Here is a 19,803-nt window from a genome sequence, read left to right on the forward strand (position 1 = left end):
GTCCGGGTTCCCCCGGGCTCAGCTTTTACAGGACATTTCACCGCTTCATGTTCCATGATATGTCGGTCCATAACTCCCCTATCAAGCAACGAAGCAACGCCGAGTCCTTAATCACGCCAGTTCATGCGAACCTGCTTAATCCCCTCTACCTGCCACAACTGCTCGAACAATCCGTTAATTCCCTTGCTGTTGAACGAGTATACCCGGAATTCCATTGTGACCTTGGTCGAATCGTCTTCCGTCGTGTCATTGTTCACGATCATGCCTTCCACCGTCATATTGGCCTTTTGCAGCAATTCCGTAATTGTGCTCACATGTACCGGACGGTCACCCGCCTCGATGATAATCTTTAAGCTGCCGGACTTTTTGATAAAGAGAAACCTCGATTCCAATTTATTCAGCACCAGCGTGCTGACCAGAACGATCGCTGTCGTGATGATCGCAGGCCAGTAAAAACCGGAGCCCACGCTTAAACCGATAGCCGCTGCCACCCATAAAGTGGCGGCCGTGGTCAGACCTGAAATGATATGATTGGAACGACGCAATATGGCTCCGGCACCAAGAAAACCGATACCGCTTACAACTTGTGCTGCCAGCCGGGCAGGATCAAACCTCGCATTGGGATGATTGATCAGTGCAGAATCAAACCCGTAGATGGAAGTCAGCATAATCAGCGTCGATCCGACGGCTACCAAGAGATGGGTTTTTAACCCGGCCTGCTTATTCCGGCGTTCCCGCTCCCAACCGATCAAACCACCGAGCAATGCAGCGAACAGCAGCCGCATCAGCATGGTCTCCGTATCCAGTTGAAACACATCCATTCCTAATCTCCACCCATCTTCATCTTGTAAGGCGGCTCTTCGTTATGCCATATGTTCATCCTGCCAGCGCCATAACTCTTTGCTGGAGGTGGATATGCCGATTACACCGCTCTTTAGAGCCGTATCAAAATCCTCCAAATCGATCATGAGCCCCCCTGCAATGACAGGCACGTCCACCTCTGCGCGAATACGTTCCATAATCCGCTGGCACACCATGCCCGGGAGCACTTCAATGGCATCGGGATTGGAGGCCTTAATCATCTTGATCCCGTTGTCCAGGGAGACGGAGTCAAATACGAACAGACGCTGAACCGTTAACAAGCCCAGCTTCTTTGCTTCCACAATCGCCGTGTTTTTTGTCGTGACAATCCCGTCGATGCCAACCTTCTCAGCCAAGTACTTAACTCCCGTCTTATCTTTGCCGATCCCTTCAATCAGATCAAAATGCACAAACGAAAGCTTGCCTGCCTCGCGAATCTCCTCGACGATCGATTCAATGATAAAAATATCGGTCTTGAGAATAAATACGATGTTCGATTCGGTCGCTAACACGGCAGGAAGTTCATCCGCATTCATTAATGAAGTAATAATGGGTTTACGCTTCAAGCAATACGAAATTCGTTGTGCACCTTCAACACTGGTTTTCATGTCTTCACCTCGTTGCCGCCGCAACCTCTCCAATTCTCCCGTTGCCCCGGCATATTTTTGTAGATACTCGTCATTGTGCTTCGTTTGCCTGCTGCAAGGCAGTACCGCTGAGATAAATATCGTGAACCGAATTCAGCACATAGGTGGGCTTCACGCTGCTGTCCATCAGATCCTCCTTGGTCGACACCCCGGTCAGCACCAAAGCCGTGCTCATTCCCGCCTGATTGCCCATCTTGATATCCGTCTCCAGCCGATCCCCCGACATCAGGCAATCTTCGGCCTTCACTCCCAAAATATCAAGAGCCGTCAATGCCGTCAAGACGGAGGGTTTGCCCATGACCGTCGTAATGGTAATGCCGGCAGTGCCTTCGATGGCACCAATCATGCCGCCGCAATCCGGAACATCACCGCCAGGCATCGGACATGTTCGATCCGGGTGGGTAGCAATAACCTCAGCGCCCCCCTTGATCGCCTGATATGCAAAATCCAGATGACGGTAGTGAAAATCCCGATCCCACGATACGACCACGACGTCGGTTTCCTCCGGGGATGAGGCGAATCGTATCCCATTGTCCAGGAGCTCATCCTTCAATATATCCTCGCCAATGACGTACACTTTTGCGTCCGGATGATGCTTCTGAAGATAATGAATCGTAACAAGCGCGGGATTCAGAATATGATTCAATTCAACCTGAATGCCAAGCTTCGCTAATTTCTTTAAATAATTCTCCCTAGAGTCTATCGTTTTGTTGGTCAAAAACAACAGCCTCTTATCCAGTCCCTGCAAGTAATGAATGGTCTCCACGGCACCGTCGATGGCCTCGGCCCCAAGATAAATCGTTCCGTCCAAATCAAAAATATACCCTGCAAAATGATCCATACTTCGTTCTCCTCTGCATGTTCAATCTGTAATTTCGCCTGCAAACGTCATGGGACAGGTCTGGTCAAATATCTCTGTTATATCTCCAGCCCCTGTCCGTAAGGTATACATATGACAGCGCCATGTCCTTTAGTCCCTGGACCGGCGGTTCCTTGCGGATACAAAAAAATGAGAAGCGCTTTGCATGGAAGAAACCTTCATTCATGACAAATGAAAGATTCTCGTTATGCAAAGGGCTTCTCATCATCTCTGCCCGCTCTATAACTTTATATGGTTATACTACATCCACATTTTACATTTGACAAGATCATCATGATGATAAACCTTATCGGTTCATCGCCGACACGGCCGATGGATGCCCGGCTTCTTCTTCGGAGACCGTTTCATTGACGTGTTCCCGATCCGTCGGAGCTGCAGCCAGCTCCATTCTGCTGCCTTCCGCCACTCCCCATGCCGCTTGCAATTGGTCCTGCAGCAGTTCCCATTGCCTGTCGACTTCCTCATGATCCCACTCTAAGTATTCTCCCATCAAGCTCATGACGGAAGCAATGACTCGCTCGGTTTTGGGCCGGTCGAATAACATCCAGCCTGTTCTTCTTAACAGAAAATCCACGGCACTCATCGTCATTTCGCATTCGATGGAATACTCGATTTCGGCACGCAGCAATCTAAATCCGACAGCTTCTGTTTTGTCGGAAGCAGCCTTGATCCGTTTAAACAGTTCAAGGGTATCGGTACCATACCTGGTCATAAGGCTCCTCACGTCATCGTGCCTGATGCCGAGGGATTCGCCCTGTTTAATAAGCTTCTCCTGAGCTTCCGCATAGGTGAGTCCGTTCAGGTCTCCTCCGCTTATCGGAACCCGATCCGTCGTACAGGGAGGATAGATGGTGCCATCGGCGTCCTGAAGCTGTCTGGCAGCAAGGTTAACGACCTTTTCGGCCATTCTCCGGAATCCGGTCAGCTTTCCGCCCGCAATCGTGATCAACCCGGAATCGGATATAAACAACTCATCTTTTCGCGATATTTCCGAAGGACCTTTTCCTTCCTCGCGAACGAGCGGCCGCAGTCCCGCCCATCCGGATTCGATATCGCTTGGCTTCAGCCCTGCTTCCGGAAACGCATGATTGACCGCATCGATGAGATAGCGCCGGTCTTCCTCGGTAATGCCGGGCGTCTCAATCGACCCTTTATAGACTGTATCAGTCGTTCCGATATACGTCTTGCCCTCCCGCGGAATGGCAAAAATCATACGGCCGCCCGGCACATCAAAATAAGCGGCCTGTCGTACGGGAAGCTTGGCATGATCCACCACCAGGTGAACGCCCTTTGTTAAGAGCAGCTGCTTGCCCTTGAGCGAATGATCCTTCAGCCTGACCTGATCCACCCATGGACCGGCGGCGTTTATGATTTTTTTGGCGTATATCGCATAGGTCTCCCCGCTCAATTGGTCTTCTACCTGTGCACCCGCTACTTTTCCTCCTCGATAAATGAACTCACGAACCTTGGCGTAATTCGCGATGTGCGCTCCCTTAGCCCTTGCAGACTTTACCACTTCGACCGTCAAACGAGCATCATCGGTGCGGTATTCGTAATAATAACCGGAACCTTTCAATCCCTCCTTCCGAAAGAGCGGTTCAAGGGCCAAGGTGCTTTCCCTCCGAAACATCTTCCGCCGTTCGCTGCGTTTGACACCCGCCAGCCTATCATACAGATACAATCCGACGCAGCTGGCAAAATAACCATAAGTGCCTTTTTTATAAATAGGGAGCAGCATGGGGATCGGCTCCACCAGGTGCGGAGCGCTGCGGTGAAGCAGTGCCCGTTCGGAGCCCACCTTCCGTACCAGGCCGATTTCCCCTTGCTTCAAATACCGGAGTCCCCCGTGGATCAGCTTCGTTGATCTGCCGCTCGTTCCCGAAGCAAAATCATTCATCTCCACCAAGCCCACGCTCATCCCTCTGCAGCTGGCGTCCCAAGCAATGCCCGCCCCCGTGATACCGCCGCCAATCACCAGCACATCCAGCTTATTTGCCGACATGTCCTGTAAATAACGGGTCCGCATCTTGGCGGATAAGCTTGTGTCCACCTGACATTCTCCTCTCTCAACATATAATAAGAAAAACATCTATCGACGTACCTTCACAGAAGACAGACCGCATTTAGTGGACGTTTTTCTTGCGATTATCGAATGGGTTCAGCTTCGCTTATAACTTTTACATTCAATAATCTAAAAAAAAGAACCGCTTCTGCTCGGAATGCATACCAAATACGGTATGCATGTAAGCAAAAGGGTTCTCCGTCGTCTCCGCCGCTTTATGCAATCAATATGATTACTCATTATATGTCGCTTTTATATTTATGTCTATATGGAACCTGATAGAACCGCAAAACCCCGGGATCACTTTTTCCGTAAAGCCGATGGAGCCATCCGCTTATATTTCTTGAAGGTCCGGCTGAAATAATAAATATCGTTGAATCCGGTAGCAGCCGCGATTTCCGATACCGTAAGCGGGCTTTCGCGGAGCAGGTAATCCGCCCGGTTGAGCCTGGTTTCATTCACGTACTCCGTTACGGTTCGGCCGCTGATTTCCTTGAACAACCGGCTGAAATGAAAACGGCTGAGGCCGGCCATGCCGGATAACTGCTCCACCGACAGATCCTCCCGGTAATGCTCCTCGATATACTTGAATATCGGTGCAAACCGCTCGACGTTCTTCATCCGCTCGACGTATTCATCCTGCGTCAGAACCGTTGCGACATAACCTCGAAGCAGGAGCGTAAGCAATCGGTACAGCTCCGATTTGATAGCCAGCTCATAACCGAATTCCTGCCGTTCCAGCTCCTTGATAATGGATAGCATGGGCGCCAGCGCATCAGCCCCGCTGATTCGGTTCTCGAAGATCAGCCGGTTCTGGGTTATCGGCGTGATGAATTTCATCTCGGGCGCATCCAGGGAATGGCTCTGCAGCAGCGAGAAATCTGCGATTAACGCATAATAAAACAAATGGTCCGACTGGCTGAGGCCATAATGCAGTTCATTCCGGTTAATGACGATCATATCGCCTTCCTTGGCGGTAAAGGTGGTCGAGCCGCATTCCAGCGTCGCTTCCCCCGAAACAAAATATAATATTTCAAGATGCTCATGCCAGTGATGATTAAATAATACCTGTCCCCGGCCATCAAACTCGCAACGATGAACCTTGATCGGAAACTGAGGATCCGGCATCGTCATCGGTTCTCGCAGTGTTTTGTCCAATGCTCTGATCTCCTTCCAGTAAGACAGCACAATTGTACAAACAAACAGCACGGTTTATCATGGCGTCTTCCTCTAAAAGCATTATAATACGAAAGTGTAATGCAGTAAATTCAGAGGAGTGAACTCATGAAATCTATTAATGTTGGCGTCATTGGCACTGGATCAATCTCTGCTATGCATTTGCAATCCTATCAAAAACATGCGAACGCGAATTTGCTCGCCGTGTGCGATTTAAACGAAGAAAGAGCACAGCGCGCAGCTGAAAAATACGGCGCTACCAAAGTCTACACGGACTATAAAGAACTTCTGGCCGATCCGGAAATCGATGCGGTAAGCATCTGTACCTGGAACAATACGCATGCCGAAATCAGCATTGCGGCACTGAATGCCGGCAAACACGTTCTGGTTGAGAAACCGCTTTGCCGCACCGTTGAGGAAGCGCTTCAAGTACAGGAGGCCGTGAAATCCTCAGGCAAGATGCTCCAGGTCGGTTTCGTAAGACGTTATGACCCTAACGCCCAGATGCTCCGCGAGTTTGCAGACAAGGGTGAATTCGGGGAGATCTACTTCGCGAAGGCTTCCTCCATTCGCCGCCTTGGCAATCCGGGCGGCTGGTTCTCCGACATCGAACGTTCCGGCGGCGGACCGCTCATCGATATCGGCGTGCACGTCATCGATCTGTGCTGGTACATGATGGGCCGTCCGAAGCCGGTTGCCGTCAGCGCCAATACATACCGGAAGTTGGGCAATCGCTCTAACGTGCGCAACCTGTCCTTCTATAAAGCAGCTGATTATGATGCTGAGAAGAACACCGTCGAGGATATGGCGAATGCAATGATCCGTTTTGAAAACGGCGCCTCTTTGTTGGTGGACGTAAGCTTCACGCTGCACTCGAAGGAAAATCTGCAATCCGTTAAATTGTATGGAGACAAGGGCGGATTCGAGATCGACCCTGAGGTTTCCATCGTAACCGAGAAGCACGATACCATCATCAACATCCAGCCGCAAACCGACAACAAGGGATTCGACTTCGATGCTGCTTTCCAAAGCGAGGTCAATCACTTCATTTCCTGTATCGAGAACGGCACAACACCGCTCAGCCCGGTTGAAGACGGCGTTGAGATCATGAAGATTCTGTGCGGCATCTATGAATCCGCCGAGAAAGGGGCTGAAGTTCTCCTATGAAACTCGGAATAAGCTCGTACAGCCTGTACCAGGCCATGAACAAAGGCGAAATGACCATTACCGACGTCATCGACTACGTTGCGGAGATCGGCGGAGAGCATATCGAGATCGTTCCGCTCGGCTTTAACCTCAAGGAAACGCCGGAGCTGATCGATACGATCAAATCCCGTGCCGCCTCCAAAGGACTTGAAATCTCCAACTACGCCATCGGCGCCAATTTTGCGGAATTGGATGACGCTGCTTATGAAGCGGAGATTGAACGAGTTAAAGGCGAAGTGGACATTGCGGCTGCGCTTGGCGTCAAGCTGATGCGCCATGACGTAGGCTCTTCCAAGGACTTGTCCATCACGCATTTCCTGGAGGAACTTCCGCGGCTGGCCAATGCATGCCGCATCATTGCCGATTACGCGGCAGAACGCGGCATTACCACCAGCGTGGAGAACCATGGTTACTTCATTCAGCATAGCGACCGCGTCAAAGCTCTGGTTCAGACCGTGAACCACCCTAATTTCAAAACTACCCTGGACATCGGAAACTTCCTCTGTGCAGACGAGGTATCCACCGTGGCTGTCGCGAACAACATCGGCCTCGCGTCCATGGTTCACTTCAAGGACTTCTACTATCGTCCGGCTAACCGCGCGCCCGGATCCGGCTGGTTTAACACCTCCAGCGGCAACTGGCTGCGCGGCGCGATTGTCGGCCAAGGCGATATCGATATGCCGGAAGTCGTTCGCATCGTGAAGGAATCCGGTTACGACGGCTATATCTCGATCGAATTCGAAGGGATGGAAGATTGCCGCACGGGTGCTAAATTTGGTTTGGAATATGTCCGTAAAGCCTGGAACGAAGCTTAAGGCAGAAGGCTTATGGATCACACAAGGATGATATAAGGGGGATATTAGGATGTCGAAGCCTATCATGCCTAACAAAATTGGCGTTATCGTTGACAGCTTTCGGGTTGGCGTAAGAGAAGGTCTTGTCAAAGCACGGGAGGTCGGGGCGGACGGCGTACAGATTTATGCCGTTCACGGCGAAATGGATCCAGCCAACCTCTCCGCTTCCGCTCGAAAAGAATTGAAGGATTATATCGATTCCCTGGGACTTGAAATTTCCGCCCTCGTCGGTGACCTTGGCGGACACGGCTTTCAGGATCCTGCCGAAAATGCGGCCAAAATCGAAAAATCCAAGCGGATCATGGAGCTCGGTTTGGAGCTTGGAACCAATATCATTACGACCCATATCGGTATTGTGCCGCAGGATCACAACGGCCGCGTATACGAAACGATGCATAAGGCCTGCGTAGAGCTCAGCACCTTCGCGAACTCGATGAACGCGTTTTTTGCCATCGAGACAGGGCCGGAGCCTTCGGCTCACTTGAAATCATTCCTGGACGGCCTGGGTTCCAACGGTGTATCCGTTAACTTTGACCCGGCCAACATGGTCATGGTTACGGGCGACGATCCAGTACAGGGCGTATACAACCTGAAGGATTATATCGTTCATACGCACGCGAAGGACGGAATCAAGCTGGCAGACTACATCGATCCTCGTGACGTATACGGCGATTTCGGATATGAAGCACCCGCGCTTGACCATGACAAAATTGCCGATATGGCGGAGTCCGGCGAGAAGTTCCGTGAGGTTCCGCTTGGCGAAGGCGGCGTTAACTGGAATGCTTACCTGCAGGCCCTTAAGGATATCGGCTATACCGGGTATTTGACAATCGAACGCGAAGTGAAGGCTAACCCGGAAGCGGACATCAAGCTTGCCGTGGACTTCTTGAAGACGTTCAGAGCATAAACCGACGCAACGTTGAGACCGTGCCACGCAAACCGCAACGTTCGCTTGGCACGGTCTCGATAACCACAAACAACAGGCCGATCAGGAAATTTCCTGATCGGCCTGTTCATTGTCTCACCATAATGTGTGTAGGAACTTGAAACTTGTATACCTTAAGATACCGCTTGTTTCCCCGTCACGGTCTCCAAAGCCCCGTTCGCTCTTGCGGAACGGATCTCGGCTTCGATAATTTCCAGCGATCCTGCCGCGCTGTCTGGCGTGCATACCGTTACCGGCTTCCCTTGCGCAACATGCTCGATGAAATACTGAAGCTCGCGGTAGTAGCCGGAATCTCCGGACAGTTCGGCTGTAAAGCCCGGTGCGTCTTCAGGATACACCTTCAATTCATTATTCTCGAACACCAGGGTAGCCTCCTCGAAATTTACCCGGTATCCCATATAGAAGCCATGTTCGCCGTGCAGCGTCCAATCCGCATGGGCGTTAATCACTTTCCCGTCAGGGTATGTGTAATGGGTGGATACGATATCGTACGAGCTTCCTTCAATGATCGTTTTGGCGAATGTGGACACCCGCTCCGGTTTGCCCATCAGCCAGTGGATCATGTCCGCGTCATGCACATGCATGTCCGTGATGCAGCCTCCGCTCTTCTCCCCTTCCAGGAACCAACCCTTAGGCGGCTCCGATCCCCGGAAGAATTCGCCTGCAACGATGCTGCCGTAGCGGCCGTCCTCCACGCATTCTTTCAAATATTCATAAGCCGGCCAGAAACGCAGGCATTGTCCGATCATTAGCGTTTTGCCCGTGCGTTCCGCTGTTTTCACCATGCGCCAGGCTTCTTCCGAGCTGCCCGCAACAGGTTTCTCGCACAGGACGTGAATGCCGCGCTCCAGCAGCATGCAGGACATATCCGCATGCAAATACGTTGGCAGGCATACATCCACGATATCCAGCTCTTCATGCTCGAGCATTTTGTCCACATGATCGTAAAGACGATAGGGCTCCAGGTCGTAGACATCGCGCTCGGTCGCCATATTCCCGTTGGCTTTGCTGTCTTTAAGCTCATCGATGCGCAGATCGCAAATCGCCACCAGCTCGATGTCCGCACCTTCTTGAGCCAAACGAAGATAATTGTCGAAATGCATGCGGCCCATGAAACCAAAACCCAATATTCCGATTTTAAGCATTCTTATTCCCTCCGTATTCCTTATGATTATGATTGTCCTTGATGCTGCCGTGCGTCCGGCTTGCGCAAAGACGGCGTCCGTCCGAGAATCGCATCCATCGCATTGGATGTGTTAAATATGATCTGCTCCGAATAATGGGTATAGGCCGGGATCATCTCTGCCGTGACATAGTTGTCGTAGCCGATCAGGCGCAGAGCTTCCACCACTGCGGGATAATTGACGTCTCCTGCCAGCAGGTCGACAAAGCCGTGCAATCCGCCTGCCTGCCTGCGGTAATCCTTGAAATGGACTTTCTTGATCCGCTCGCCCAAAATCCGAATCCAATGCTCCGGATAACCGTTGTGCACGACGTTGCCTACATCAAAATAGGAGCCGACATAGTCGGAACCGATCTCGTCAATAAAGGTCCGCAATTCCAGCGGGGACAACAGGAATTTGTTCCATACATTCTCAAGCGCGATCGAAACGCCGGCGCTTTCCGCGTACGGAACAAGCTTGCGAATGGACTCTTGTGCCCGCTCATAGGCATATTCGTAGTCGATGACTGCGGAACCGGGAACAAAATCGACGCCGACCGCCCCTGGTATCACAAGAATGGCATCCACACCGAATGCAGCCGCGAGTTCCAGCTGCTTTTTGCAAACGTCCATGGCCTTTTCACGGATAGCCGGGTCGTCGCTGGTCATCGGATAGTCCCAGTACAAGCCTGTCGCCAATCCTGCAATATCGAGGTCTGCGTCCTTCAGCTGTGCCGTTATGTTCTGCACTTCCTTATCGCCTGCCTGGAGCCCGAGCTCCCCCGTTTGGTTCAGCGACAATTCGATTCCGTCAAAGCCCGCTTCTTTTGCCAATCGGATACAGTCGGAGATGGAAGCCTCTCCCGGGAACGACCAGATGTTAATCCCTTTTTTCATCGCAAATCCCTCCTAAAATTCATAGGTTGATAATGTTACAAATGTTTTCTGAAACGCATCATTTGACTTTTTCCGTCAAGTTGTAAATAAACCAATTGGATGTAATAATACTTATATAATAAATAAACATTCCAAGAAATGATTTAGAAAGAAAAGCGATTATTTGGACAATTCCGTTCTATTCTCTTACTAACATTCGGGAGTGAATCTACGATGGCCGATATGGACCCCGATTATCCGGTAAAACGCGAAGCGCCTTTCCGCGAATGGTCGCCCAGCATTCATTATGCACAGTTTCAACGCATGGCGACGGGAGCTCTCCCGCAGCGCAGGTTATATGATTTCGAGCTGCTCTATGTATGCCATGGGGAAGCCGTTACCACGATGTACGGGAACCGGCATGTCGTCGAAGCAGGCCAGCTGATCTTCCTGCCGTCCGGCGTTTACCACCAGAATGAGGTGGTTTCCCATCCCGACGCGCGTTTTCTGGGCATCCATTTTGATTTTTTCGATGAGCTGGACATCCAAACGGAAGCCGATATGATCGTGAACGAAGCCGTGGTGGATACGGATAAGTTCGCGCATGAAGCCGTGTCATCCGCTTTCCCTCCCCTTTCTTCCCGGATTATCTACACGCCTCCCCTGCCATGCGTACAGATGATGGAACGCATCGTAGAGGAATTCACCCTGCGTCCCGCCGGCTATGAGCTTGCCTGCAAGGGACTGATGCTGGATGTGCTGGTTCAGCTGTTTCGGACGCACCCCTCCCGGGCATTGACGGAAACGTCGCCGCACGAGGCCAAGCTGATCGAGCTGATGGCTCAAATCGAAAAAGCTCCAGCCAAAGACTGGAGCAACAAAGTCATTGCGGAGCATTTGATGTTAAGCGCGGATCACACCGCCAAATTGTTTAAGCGCCTTGCCGGGATGCCGCCGAGCGAATTCGTGCAATCCGTTCGTCACCGTGAAGCGCGCCGGTTGCTCCGGGAATCCGACATCTCCATCGAGATGGTTGGCGAAGGCGTCGGATACCCCGACATTCATTATTTCAGCCGGATCTTCCGGAGGCTGGAGGGGATTACCGCTACCGATTACCGGAAGCTGTCAAGAATTCTGTAAGGCATGAAGATCTTCGGCACGTACATGCGTTTGAAGCCAGCGTTCCATTCGTTCGAGCGCTTCGCAGAGTCGAGCGGATGAAGCGGCATACGAGCAGCGGATAAAGCCTTCGCCCCCGGCACCGAATACATGGCCCGGCACAACGGCTACTTTGGCCTCCCGAAGCAATCGCTCCGCGAACTGCTGCGAGCCGAGGCCGGTTCCGGTTATGCTGGGGAATGCATAGAAGGCTCCCAGAGGATCGCGGCAGCTCAGGCCGATATCGCTCAGTCCCTGCACAAACATTTGTCGGCGCTCATCGTAAGCCTGCCTCATCACGTCCCGATCCCCGAGCCCGTTCCTTAAACATTCGATGGCCGCAATCTGTCCCATGATGGGCGCGCAGAGCGCGGTATACTGATGAATCTTGACCATAGCGCTCACCAGCCCGGCATCGCCGCAGAGGTAGCCGACCCGCCAGCCCGTCATGGCAAAGGCTTTGGAGAATCCGCCGATGATGATGGTCCGCTCCCGCATCCCCGGCAGGGAAGCAACGCTCGTATGCGTGCCGCTATAAGTAAGCTCGGCATACATCTCGTCTGAAATCACCACCAAATTGTGCTCGACCGCAAGGCGCGCAATCGGAAGCCAATCTTCATGGGTCATGACGGCTCCTGTCGGATTGCTCGGAAAGTTAACAACGATCGCTTTCGTCCGGGGCGTAATCGCCTGCTGCAGTGCATCCGCCGTCAATTTGAAGTCATGCTCCGCGGATAGCTCCAGCTCGACGACGGTGCCGCCGTTCAATTGCACTAGAGGAGCATAGGCGACATATCCCGGTACGGGAATGATAATTTCATCGCCCGGCGAGATGAGCGCCCGCAGCGCAAGATCAATCGCTTCGCTGCCGCCGACCGTAACCAGGACCTCCCTCGACGGCTCGTATTGCAGCTGGAAGCCGGCATGCAGATAGTCTGCAATTCCTTCCCTCAGCTCCATCAGCCCTTCATTCGGCGTGTACATCGTGCGCCCATGCTCCAGCGCCCGTTTGCATGCGTCGATCGCACACTGGGGCGTCACGAAATCCGGTTCGCCCACGCCGAGCGAAATGACCTCGTCATCCGCTTCCGCAGCATTAAAAAATTGCCGGATGCCGGATGGCGGCATGACTTGCACCGTCGATGTTAGAAAGCTGCTCGTTGTCTTCATATCCTTCTACTCCTTGCCTTCGCGTTTTCGTTCCGATAATGAGGTTTCAATCAAGGCATCCAAAAGTCCGCTGAACGAATATCCCGCCGCTTCCGCGCTTCTTGGCAGCAGACTGGTCTTCGTTAAACCCGGAAGCGTGTTGACCTCCAAAATATAAGGAATCTTTCCCTTCAGGATGATATCGATCCGGGCATATACACTGCACTTCATCGCCTTATAGCATTGAAGCGCGGCTGTGCGCACCTGCTCCTGAAGTTCTGTGGGAAGCTCGATCACCTGCTCATCCGCTTCGCCTTCTTCGTATTTGGATGCATAATCGAAGAATTCGGAGTTCGGCTTGATCGACACAATCGGAAGCATATCGCCGTTAAGGACCGGGCAGGTGATTTCCTCTCCCTCGATCCATTGCTCGATCATGACGAAGCGGTCCCACCGCAGCGCCTCTTCGACGGCGGATGCTAGGCCAGCCGAGTCGCGCACGATCCGGGTACCGATGCTGGACCCGCCCGCATTCGGCTTCACCACAACGGGAAAACCGAGCCCCTCCACGTCGGCGGCCGCCAGCTCTTCCATGCAGCTGACCATGATCCAGTCAGCCGTATGCAATCCTTCGTAACGCAGCAGCTTCTTGCTCAAATCTTTATCCATGCAGAGACTGCTGGCCAGAACGCCGCTGCCGGTATACGGAATCCCCAGCGTATCGAGGGTGCCCTGCACCGTGCCGTCTTCCCCGAACGCGCCGTGCAGGGCGAGCAGCGCAATATCGATGCCTTCGGTTTTGCTGATCAGCTCGCGTTTATCGTGAATCTCGATCGGATAGACCTCGTAGCGGCTTTTATCCAAATGAGCGATCATCTCTTTGCCGGTCATGAGCGAAACTTCCCTCTCGGATGATACGCCTCCCATGATGACGCCAACCTTCATGATGTAGACCTCCTAAATAAATTCTTCAAGCTGATTGCCAGTGCAACACTCCGCATGCGGATTATTCCTCCGATCTCTGTTGCCCTCAGATTTCCACTGATCTGAATTTTCGTTGTTGAAATCTGACGGCAAAGGTGAACGCTTCGCTTCTCCACAATAATTCCGCCTTCTCCGTTGCAGCCCATGATTTCTCGGAGAAGTATTCTTTGTATGTTAATCATCACTCCGCATGCGGATTATTCCTCCGATCTCTGTTGCCCTCAGGTTTCTACCGATTTGAATTTTCGTTGTTGAAATCCGACGGCAAAGGTGAACGCTCCGCTTCTCCACATTAATTCCGCCTTCTCCGTTGCAGCCCTGATTCTCGGAGAAGCATTCTTTTGTATGCTAATCATCGGATTATTCTTCCGATCTCTGTTGCCCTCAGATTTCCCCTGATTGGATTTTTCATTGTTGAAATCCGACGGCAAAGGTGAACGCTTCGCTTCTCCAGAATAATTCCGCCTTCCCCGTTACAGCCCTGATTTCTCGGAGAAGCATTCTTTTGTATGCTAATCATCACTCCGCTTGCGGATTATTTTTCCGATCTCTGTTGCCCGCAGATTTCCACTGATTTTGAATATTCGTTGTTGAAATCCGACGGCAAAGGAGAACGCTTCGCTTCTCAACAATAATTCCGCCTTCTCCGTTGCAGCCCATGATTTCTCGGAGAAGCATTCTTTTGTATGTTAATCATCACTCCGCATGCGGATTATTCCTCCGATCTCTGTTGCACCCCGATCACACCAGCTTCCTTGCCGCCTGGCCGATGATCCGAATCCCCTTCTCGATGTTCTCGTCGGAGACGCGGGAGAATCCAAGACGCATGGTATGCTGGCCTCCGCCATCGGTATAGAAAATATCGCCTGGCGTAAACACCACGCCCTGGGCGGAACAGGCCTCAAGCAGCTCCCGCGTCCGAAAGTCCGGACCGAATTCAACGAACAGGTGAAGCCCGCCGTCACCGGACAGCCGCTCCATCGGAATCCACTCCTCGCAGCAGCGGATCGCAAGCTCATATTTTCGCTTGTACTCGGCTTTCGCTCTCTTTAAATACTTCTCGAAGTTGCCATTGTACAGATATTGAAAGAGCAGGGACTGATCCAGAGTCGACGTATGAATGCTGCGGGCCCGCTTCACGCTTTCCAGATAATGAATGAGGGTCTTGTCGGCCAGCACCCATCCGACTCGCAGGCCGGGGAACAGAATCTTGGAGAAGCTGCCCAGGTAAATCACGCTGTTGTTCTCTCCCCCTGCACATGCAACGAGAGGCGCGATGTGGGAGCCCGAATAACGCAGCTCCTCATTGAAGCCGTCTTCGATCACGGGAATCTCATGCTCGTTCAGCAGCCGCAGCGCTTCTAGCCGCTTCTGGTGGGACATTACGATTCCGGTAGGATTATGATAGGAAGGCACAAGGTACGCCATGTCGTACGACCGCTCCGACAGCTCGCGTGCGAGCCCTGTCAGGCTGATGCCGTCTTGCTCCATCTCGACGCCGGTAATGGCGTACCCGTGCATTTTAAAATTTTTAATGGCGGTATGATGGGTGGGATTCTCGCATAGAATGCGGCCATGCCCTTGGTTCAAGGCGGATAGCACCAGACTTAAGCCTTCCGTAAAACCGCTGGTGATCAGCATATCTTTGCCCTGAATATTCACCCCTTTGTTCTCCATGTAACGGAGAAGGTAATCAATAAGCGGTTTATAGCCTTTCGCGTAACCGTAATTTAGTAGGATATCGCCTTCAAGCGACATCCGGTCCAGGAATGCACGCTTGACATTGGGCAGGTCGAACAGCTTCTCGTCGGGAGCGATGCTTGTAAACGATATGGAACCCTTCTCAGCACGGATCCCGTGCTTCATCAGATCGTTCGCTTCCGCAAGCCTGGCATACTCGTTCAGGCGAGGACCCCAGTCCAGCCGTTTGCCTTCCGGCTGTGCGGATGCCCCGCTGATCGAAGGGGAAACAAAGTGTCCTTGCCCTTTAACCGCGTAGATATAGCCTTCATCCTCCAAATCGGAGTATGCGCTCAGCACCGTATTGCGGCCCACTCGAAACAGCGCGCTTAGCTCACGCGTGGAGGGAAGCTTCTGATCGGCTTGCAGCGCCCCGGTTGTCATCAAGCGCTTCATGTAATCCTTGACTTGAATATACGCCGGGCGGTCATTCGCCAGCTTGAAATCCAAATACATCGTTCATTTCCCCCTTGCTCTTATGATGGCATAATTTCGGCGGCGCCACTAGAACCACAGCAGGCCTCTTTCGCCTCGGGCGTGGTTTGCCGATATCGTTGGCAGAATCCCGGCCATCTCATCTCTAGGATTGGACTGCCCTTTGCGCCGGTATACCTTGATGACATGCACGTTCTCTTTATCATGGAACCATACGGGATCATGCACAAGCAAGAATGAAACATGCTTGGTACCCATCAGGCGAAAAAACAGATCGGAAAATCAAAAACTGCCCCACCTTCTCAAAGGAAGATGGGGCAGTGTTACGCCGGATTCGTTCGGCCTAAAATGGCCCTGATTCGTCTAAATAAGCCGTACGCCCGGCCCGCTTACTTCACAGCCAAGCTTTCCCTGATCTTATCATTGATCCACTGCCGCTTCGACAGCAGCCATTCCGGATCCCTCGGGTACGTCTTGAAGGTGATCGGCTCTTCAAGCCCTTCTTCCAGCGCCTGCAGAACTGCCTCCCTGCCGATCTGGGTTTCCAGCAGTTGAAGCGCTCTCAAATCCTGAAGCGCTTCCTGGAATACCTTCAGCCGAATGGATTCGATCGGCCCTTCTTCACCGGGATATACCACAAAAGCATCTCCGGAAGGAAAACCGCAATCCGCATCCGTCACCTTGAACGGATCAATGGCGCGTTTTGAGTATTGCGAATTCCAAAAGTTATATCCCCAATGGAGAAATCCCTCAATGTTAAACTTATACAGCTGAATCCCGATGATCCGGTTTCTCGCCGAAGGCAGATTGAAGAATCGGTTGGACACTTCCTTGTACTGGGAACAGCAATAATAGGTCCACAACGGGGTTACCTGCTGATCCAGGAAAGGCTCGATGTGGTTGCTGCCCGGAATCGGACGCTTCACCAGCCCCTGCTCATAGAACGAAATATCGGAGAGCGCGTCAATGATCGGGTAATCCGGCAACAGCTCGTTCATCAACCGGCTTGCATGCCCGTAAGCCTCCAGATGGGACTCGTACGGCTCATCGGATACATGGAAATAACAGCGCTGCTCAAGTCCCCGGCTTTCGATCCAACCGGTCAAAGCAGGAATAAATTGTCTGATGAAGGAATGATACGCTTCTCCAGTCGCATCCGTCTCCCATCCGAACAGCTTCTCCGGCTGTCCGTTCACGTTAGCCATAATCTTCGGCGCATGCCGGGCTCCCCACTGCGTGAAGAGGTGCGAGAATTCCAGATACTGAATGCCATTGGAATCACACAGGTCAGCCCAGCGGTCGAGTTTGTCAAACCCAAACGCATATGTTCCATCTTCGCTCACATCGACATCGACCAGCTGTACCGTCGGCCGCTCTCCGCCCACTTCCGTATCCAGCGGAGGCGTAAACACCGGAGTCAGGATCATATTGATCCCATGCTGTGCCGCGGTCTGCATAAATTGTTCGATCAACATCCAGTGCCGTTCGCTAAAAATCCCCACCTCATAGTAGTTTGCCAGGCAATCGACATGGAACCATTCCGTATGAATGAGCTTCTGCGCAGGTAAGGCTGCCGGTATCACTTCCAGCGTAAATACCTCTTCTCCAAGCGTATCTCCCGATTCCGCTTCAAAACGGATCCGGATTTCATATGTACCTCCCTGGATCTCTTCCTCAGGCTGTACCGTGATCCAGAGGCTTCTCCACTGGCCCGGGCATCCGGTTATAACAGGATCTGATGCCAGAGGCAGCAGCGGGTCCGGATATAGCCCGGGCGTAGCTCTTAAGATAAACTCGTCATGGTCATGATACGTAGGCAGCTCCGACGGAACCAGGCCTACGGAGCGGACGGTAACCCGTTCGCTTAACTCGGATTGCAGAATAACCCGGATGTTTTTCAACAAGCGATTGGTACGGTAGGCCACTTGAAACGAGAATGTCTCATTGCTAAACGCTGCCCCTGCGTCGTACGAGGCTGGGGACAGTTCTTCATCGGCGAACACTTTGGACAGAGAGCTTAACAGCCGGGTTTCAAACGTTATGGAATGACTCATGCAGATTGCATCCTCTCTACAATGGAATGAGGTACTTTCACGTACATCTTACACTAATCTGGATGGAACGGAAGGTAAATTTTGCGTTTTCGAAAAAAAGGAGCCACCGCTCTTTTGCGATGGCCGCCTTATTACTGCCAATCCTTTAGGGGAGGCTGCAAATCTGCAGTCCTCTCAACAATCCCTCGAGCTCCGGTAAACTTCCATGCCGGACAGGCGCGGACACCATCTCGATTCCAAAATGGTAAGGCGGATATATTGAGCGCGTACGGCGGGAAAGCGGCAGATGCGTTTGCGCCCGATTACCGTCCCGGATTGGATCGTGTGCCATTTCCCGTTTTCCATATATTCAAGCTCGAAGCGCTCGATCCGCTGCCCGTACCGGTATTCGGCCAATACGATATGATCGAAATCGATCGCCCGCCCCAGGTCCAGCTCAATCACGGCGTATTCCGTACCCTCCTCGGGGCTCCAATACGTATCCTTGTTACCGTCGACCATATTTCGAGCATCCGATCCGGCTTTCGTTTCGGAAGCCGTAATATCCGCGCCGGCTGCCAAATCGGTATCAAACGTTGTTCGGATGGCGTCCCCGAGTTCCTGCAGACGCCGCAGATCGTTCTCATGTACGAGTCCGCGGGTATCCGGCGGAATATTGAGCAGAAAGGTGGCATTGCCGCCAACCGAGCCGTAATAAATATGCAGCAATTCTTCCAGCGATCGAACCTTATCGTCTTCGGACGCATGGTAGAACCAGCCGGGACGGATCGAGGTATTCACTTCAGCCGGATACCATACCAGCTCCTTCTCGCCTTGAATGACGCTCCGGCTGCCGAGATCCTCTTCGCTGGATTCATAGCGGCGCGCGAACTCACGGTCATCCGTTTGCTGCGACTTTTCCTGGATCGCTTCATTTTGGCGCAGCGACGCCGGAACGACGCTCCACTCCGACTCCCTGCAATGTCCCGCTTCATTCCCGCACCAGCGAATATCCGGCCCGCATACCGAGATGGCGGCATTCGGCTGCAGTTCCCGAATCAGGGCGTAATACGCATCCCAATCGTATTCCTGGCGCTTGCCGTTCGGCCCTTCGCCGCAGGCCCCGTCAAACCAGACGCTGAATATCTCGCCGTAGCCGGTCAGGAGCTCTCTTAGCTGATTCAGGAAAAATAGATTGTACCGCGGCGAATCCCCATACGACGGTTCATGCCGGTCCCAGGGGGACAAGTAGATGCCGAATTTGATCCCCCCTCTCCTGCAGGCATCGGCAACCTCCTTCACCACATCCCCATGGCCGTTTCGCCAAGGGCTGCTCTTCACGGAATGCTCCGTATACTGACTCGGCCATAAACAGAAGCCGTCATGATGCTTGCAGGTCAGGATCAGGCCGCGCATCCCGGCGCTGACACAAGCGCTGACCCATTGATCCGCATCCAGCTGCGCCGGATTGAACAGCGCCGGGTCTTCCTTTCCCGTGCCCCATTCCATATCCGTGAACGTATTGATGGTAAAATGAAAGAAGGCGTAGAACTCCATCTCCTGTACGGCTAATTGACGTTCCGAGGGCTCGATGTTGGCGGCGTATTCAATGAAATTGTGCAAGCGATAAACCT

The 19,803-nt window shown here is 52.5% G+C and carries 18 protein-coding genes; 4 read left to right on the forward strand and 14 right to left on the reverse strand.

The annotated features are described in order from the left end of the window. Nucleotides 1-107: 107 nt before the first annotated feature. The 5 genes from MHI43_RS23560 to MHI43_RS23580 all read right to left on the reverse strand — a co-directional run bounded on the left by MHI43_RS23560 (nucleotide 108) and on the right by MHI43_RS23580 (nucleotide 5,608). Nucleotides 108-821: an MgtC/SapB family protein gene (locus MHI43_RS23560; RefSeq protein ID WP_009593619.1), complete on the reverse strand. Its 714-nt coding sequence runs from the start codon at nucleotides 819-821 to the stop codon at nucleotides 108-110. Nucleotides 822-863: 42 nt separating this feature from the next. Further along, nucleotides 864-1,469 (reverse strand): glycerol-3-phosphate responsive antiterminator, encoded by a 606-nt coding sequence (locus tag MHI43_RS23565; RefSeq protein WP_009593577.1) that lies wholly within the window; start codon nucleotides 1,467-1,469, stop codon nucleotides 864-866. 70 nt (nucleotides 1,470-1,539) lie between these two features. Then, nucleotides 1,540-2,349: an HAD-IIA family hydrolase gene (locus MHI43_RS23570; RefSeq protein WP_015736729.1), complete on the reverse strand. Its 810-nt coding sequence runs from the start codon at nucleotides 2,347-2,349 to the stop codon at nucleotides 1,540-1,542. Nucleotides 2,350-2,674: 325 nt separating this feature from the next. After that, nucleotides 2,675-4,438 carry a glycerol-3-phosphate dehydrogenase/oxidase gene (locus MHI43_RS23575; protein ID WP_036660170.1) on the reverse strand — a complete coding sequence of 588 codons (1,764 nt, stop codon included), beginning with the start codon at nucleotides 4,436-4,438 and terminating at the stop codon, nucleotides 2,675-2,677. A 312-nt stretch (nucleotides 4,439-4,750) separates the two neighbouring features. After that, nucleotides 4,751-5,608, reverse strand: a complete 858-nt coding sequence (locus MHI43_RS23580) for an AraC family transcriptional regulator (RefSeq protein ID WP_015736731.1) — start codon at nucleotides 5,606-5,608, stop codon at nucleotides 4,751-4,753. 126 nt (nucleotides 5,609-5,734) lie between these two features. Here MHI43_RS23580 and MHI43_RS23585 point away from each other — a divergent pair, with 126 nt between their 5' ends. Genes MHI43_RS23585 through MHI43_RS23595 form a run of 3 tightly spaced genes read left to right on the forward strand, consistent with a single transcriptional unit; the run spans nucleotide 5,735 to nucleotide 8,593 of the window. Continuing rightward, complete coding sequence (locus tag MHI43_RS23585; protein WP_015736732.1) at nucleotides 5,735-6,793, forward strand: Gfo/Idh/MocA family oxidoreductase; 1,059 nt, start codon at nucleotides 5,735-5,737, stop codon at nucleotides 6,791-6,793. Beyond that, nucleotides 6,790-7,647: a sugar phosphate isomerase/epimerase family protein gene (locus MHI43_RS23590; protein ID WP_015736733.1), complete on the forward strand. Its 858-nt coding sequence runs from the start codon at nucleotides 6,790-6,792 to the stop codon at nucleotides 7,645-7,647. Before MHI43_RS23585 ends, MHI43_RS23590 begins: the two co-directional genes overlap by 4 nt. Nucleotides 7,648-7,696: 49 nt before the next feature. Further along, a complete protein-coding gene (locus tag MHI43_RS23595) occupies nucleotides 7,697-8,593 on the forward strand; it encodes a sugar phosphate isomerase/epimerase family protein (RefSeq protein WP_036660168.1) in 897 nt (298 codons plus the stop codon). A 152-nt stretch (nucleotides 8,594-8,745) separates the two neighbouring features. On the opposite strand, the gene MHI43_RS23600 is transcribed toward MHI43_RS23595, so the two are convergent. Together MHI43_RS23600 and MHI43_RS23605 are read right to left on the reverse strand one after the other, a co-directional pair. Next, nucleotides 8,746-9,777 carry a Gfo/Idh/MocA family oxidoreductase gene (locus MHI43_RS23600; protein WP_036660167.1) on the reverse strand — a complete coding sequence of 344 codons (1,032 nt, stop codon included), beginning with the start codon at nucleotides 9,775-9,777 and terminating at the stop codon, nucleotides 8,746-8,748. Between the two features lie 26 nt (nucleotides 9,778-9,803). Continuing rightward, complete coding sequence (locus MHI43_RS23605) at nucleotides 9,804-10,691, reverse strand: sugar phosphate isomerase/epimerase family protein (RefSeq protein WP_036660164.1); 888 nt, start codon at nucleotides 10,689-10,691, stop codon at nucleotides 9,804-9,806. A gap of 213 nt (nucleotides 10,692-10,904) precedes the next feature. On the opposite strand from MHI43_RS23605, the gene MHI43_RS23610 reads away from it, so the two are divergent. Beyond that, nucleotides 10,905-11,810 carry an AraC family transcriptional regulator gene (locus MHI43_RS23610; protein ID WP_015736737.1) on the forward strand — a complete coding sequence of 302 codons (906 nt, stop codon included), beginning with the start codon at nucleotides 10,905-10,907 and terminating at the stop codon, nucleotides 11,808-11,810. Here MHI43_RS23610 and MHI43_RS23615 read toward each other — a convergent pair. The 7 genes from MHI43_RS23615 to MHI43_RS23645 all read right to left on the reverse strand — a co-directional run bounded on the left by MHI43_RS23615 (nucleotide 11,796) and on the right by MHI43_RS23645 (nucleotide 19,792). Further along, on the reverse strand, nucleotides 11,796-12,998 hold the full coding sequence (locus MHI43_RS23615) for an aminotransferase class I/II-fold pyridoxal phosphate-dependent enzyme (protein ID WP_036660161.1): 1,203 nt from the start codon (nucleotides 12,996-12,998) through the stop codon (nucleotides 11,796-11,798). The two genes, MHI43_RS23610 and MHI43_RS23615, sit on opposite strands and share 15 nt — an antisense overlap. Before the next feature lie 6 nt (nucleotides 12,999-13,004). Then, a complete protein-coding gene (locus MHI43_RS23620; protein WP_015736739.1) occupies nucleotides 13,005-13,922 on the reverse strand; it encodes a D-alanine--D-alanine ligase in 918 nt (305 codons plus the stop codon). Between the two features lie 260 nt (nucleotides 13,923-14,182). After that, nucleotides 14,183-14,317, reverse strand: coding sequence for a hypothetical protein (locus MHI43_RS23625; RefSeq protein ID WP_341283170.1), 135 nt, complete (start codon nucleotides 14,315-14,317; stop codon nucleotides 14,183-14,185). Between the two features lie 385 nt (nucleotides 14,318-14,702). Beyond that, nucleotides 14,703-16,157 carry a PLP-dependent aminotransferase family protein gene (locus tag MHI43_RS23630; RefSeq protein ID WP_015736740.1) on the reverse strand — a complete coding sequence of 485 codons (1,455 nt, stop codon included), beginning with the start codon at nucleotides 16,155-16,157 and terminating at the stop codon, nucleotides 14,703-14,705. Nucleotides 16,158-16,205: 48 nt separating this feature from the next. Beyond that, nucleotides 16,206-16,394, reverse strand: a complete 189-nt coding sequence (locus MHI43_RS23635; RefSeq protein ID WP_036660157.1) for a hypothetical protein — start codon at nucleotides 16,392-16,394, stop codon at nucleotides 16,206-16,208. 131 nt (nucleotides 16,395-16,525) lie between these two features. Then, nucleotides 16,526-18,190, reverse strand: coding sequence for a DUF4091 domain-containing protein (locus MHI43_RS23640; RefSeq protein ID WP_036660156.1), 1,665 nt, complete (start codon nucleotides 18,188-18,190; stop codon nucleotides 16,526-16,528). Nucleotides 18,191-18,364: 174 nt separating this feature from the next. Beyond that, on the reverse strand, nucleotides 18,365-19,792 hold the full coding sequence (locus tag MHI43_RS23645; protein ID WP_036660155.1) for an alpha-L-fucosidase: 1,428 nt from the start codon (nucleotides 19,790-19,792) through the stop codon (nucleotides 18,365-18,367). Between the last annotated feature and the right edge of the window lie 11 nt (nucleotides 19,793-19,803).

Origin of the sequence: Paenibacillus sp. FSL H8-0457 (assembly GCF_038051935.1) — a bacterium.
In the GTDB taxonomy this organism is placed as follows: Bacteria; Bacillota; Bacilli; order Paenibacillales; family Paenibacillaceae; genus Paenibacillus_AQ; species Paenibacillus_AQ lautus_A.

Bases quoted from the DNA above. Each gene is read 5' to 3' on its own strand.
- MHI43_RS23590 (WP_015736733.1), top strand. From the start codon at position 6,790: ATGAAACTCGGAATAAGCTCGTACAGCCTGTACCAGGCCATGAACAAA.
- MHI43_RS23605 (WP_036660164.1), bottom strand. From the start codon at position 10,691: ATGAAAAAAGGGATTAACATCTGGTCGTTCCCGGGAGAGGCTTCCATC.
- MHI43_RS23560 (WP_009593619.1), bottom strand. From the start codon at position 821: ATGGATGTGTTTCAACTGGATACGGAGACCATGCTGATGCGGCTGCTG.
- MHI43_RS23570 (WP_015736729.1), bottom strand. From the start codon at position 2,349: ATGGATCATTTTGCAGGGTATATTTTTGATTTGGACGGAACGATTTAT.
- MHI43_RS23600 (WP_036660167.1), bottom strand. From the start codon at position 9,777: ATGCTTAAAATCGGAATATTGGGTTTTGGTTTCATGGGCCGCATGCAT.
- MHI43_RS23625 (WP_341283170.1), bottom strand. From the start codon at position 14,317: ATGATTAGCATACAAAAGAATGCTTCTCCGAGAATCAGGGCTGCAACG.
- MHI43_RS23640 (WP_036660156.1), bottom strand. From the start codon at position 18,190: ATGAGTCATTCCATAACGTTTGAAACCCGGCTGTTAAGCTCTCTGTCC.
- MHI43_RS23595 (WP_036660168.1), top strand. From the start codon at position 7,697: ATGTCGAAGCCTATCATGCCTAACAAAATTGGCGTTATCGTTGACAGC.
- MHI43_RS23630 (WP_015736740.1), bottom strand. From the start codon at position 16,157: ATGTATTTGGATTTCAAGCTGGCGAATGACCGCCCGGCGTATATTCAA.
- MHI43_RS23635 (WP_036660157.1), bottom strand. From the start codon at position 16,394: ATGGGTACCAAGCATGTTTCATTCTTGCTTGTGCATGATCCCGTATGG.
- MHI43_RS23585 (WP_015736732.1), top strand. From the start codon at position 5,735: ATGAAATCTATTAATGTTGGCGTCATTGGCACTGGATCAATCTCTGCT.
- MHI43_RS23615 (WP_036660161.1), bottom strand. From the start codon at position 12,998: ATGAAGACAACGAGCAGCTTTCTAACATCGACGGTGCAAGTCATGCCG.
- MHI43_RS23610 (WP_015736737.1), top strand. From the start codon at position 10,905: ATGGCCGATATGGACCCCGATTATCCGGTAAAACGCGAAGCGCCTTTC.
- MHI43_RS23565 (WP_009593577.1), bottom strand. From the start codon at position 1,469: ATGAAAACCAGTGTTGAAGGTGCACAACGAATTTCGTATTGCTTGAAG.
- MHI43_RS23620 (WP_015736739.1), bottom strand. From the start codon at position 13,922: ATGAAGGTTGGCGTCATCATGGGAGGCGTATCATCCGAGAGGGAAGTT.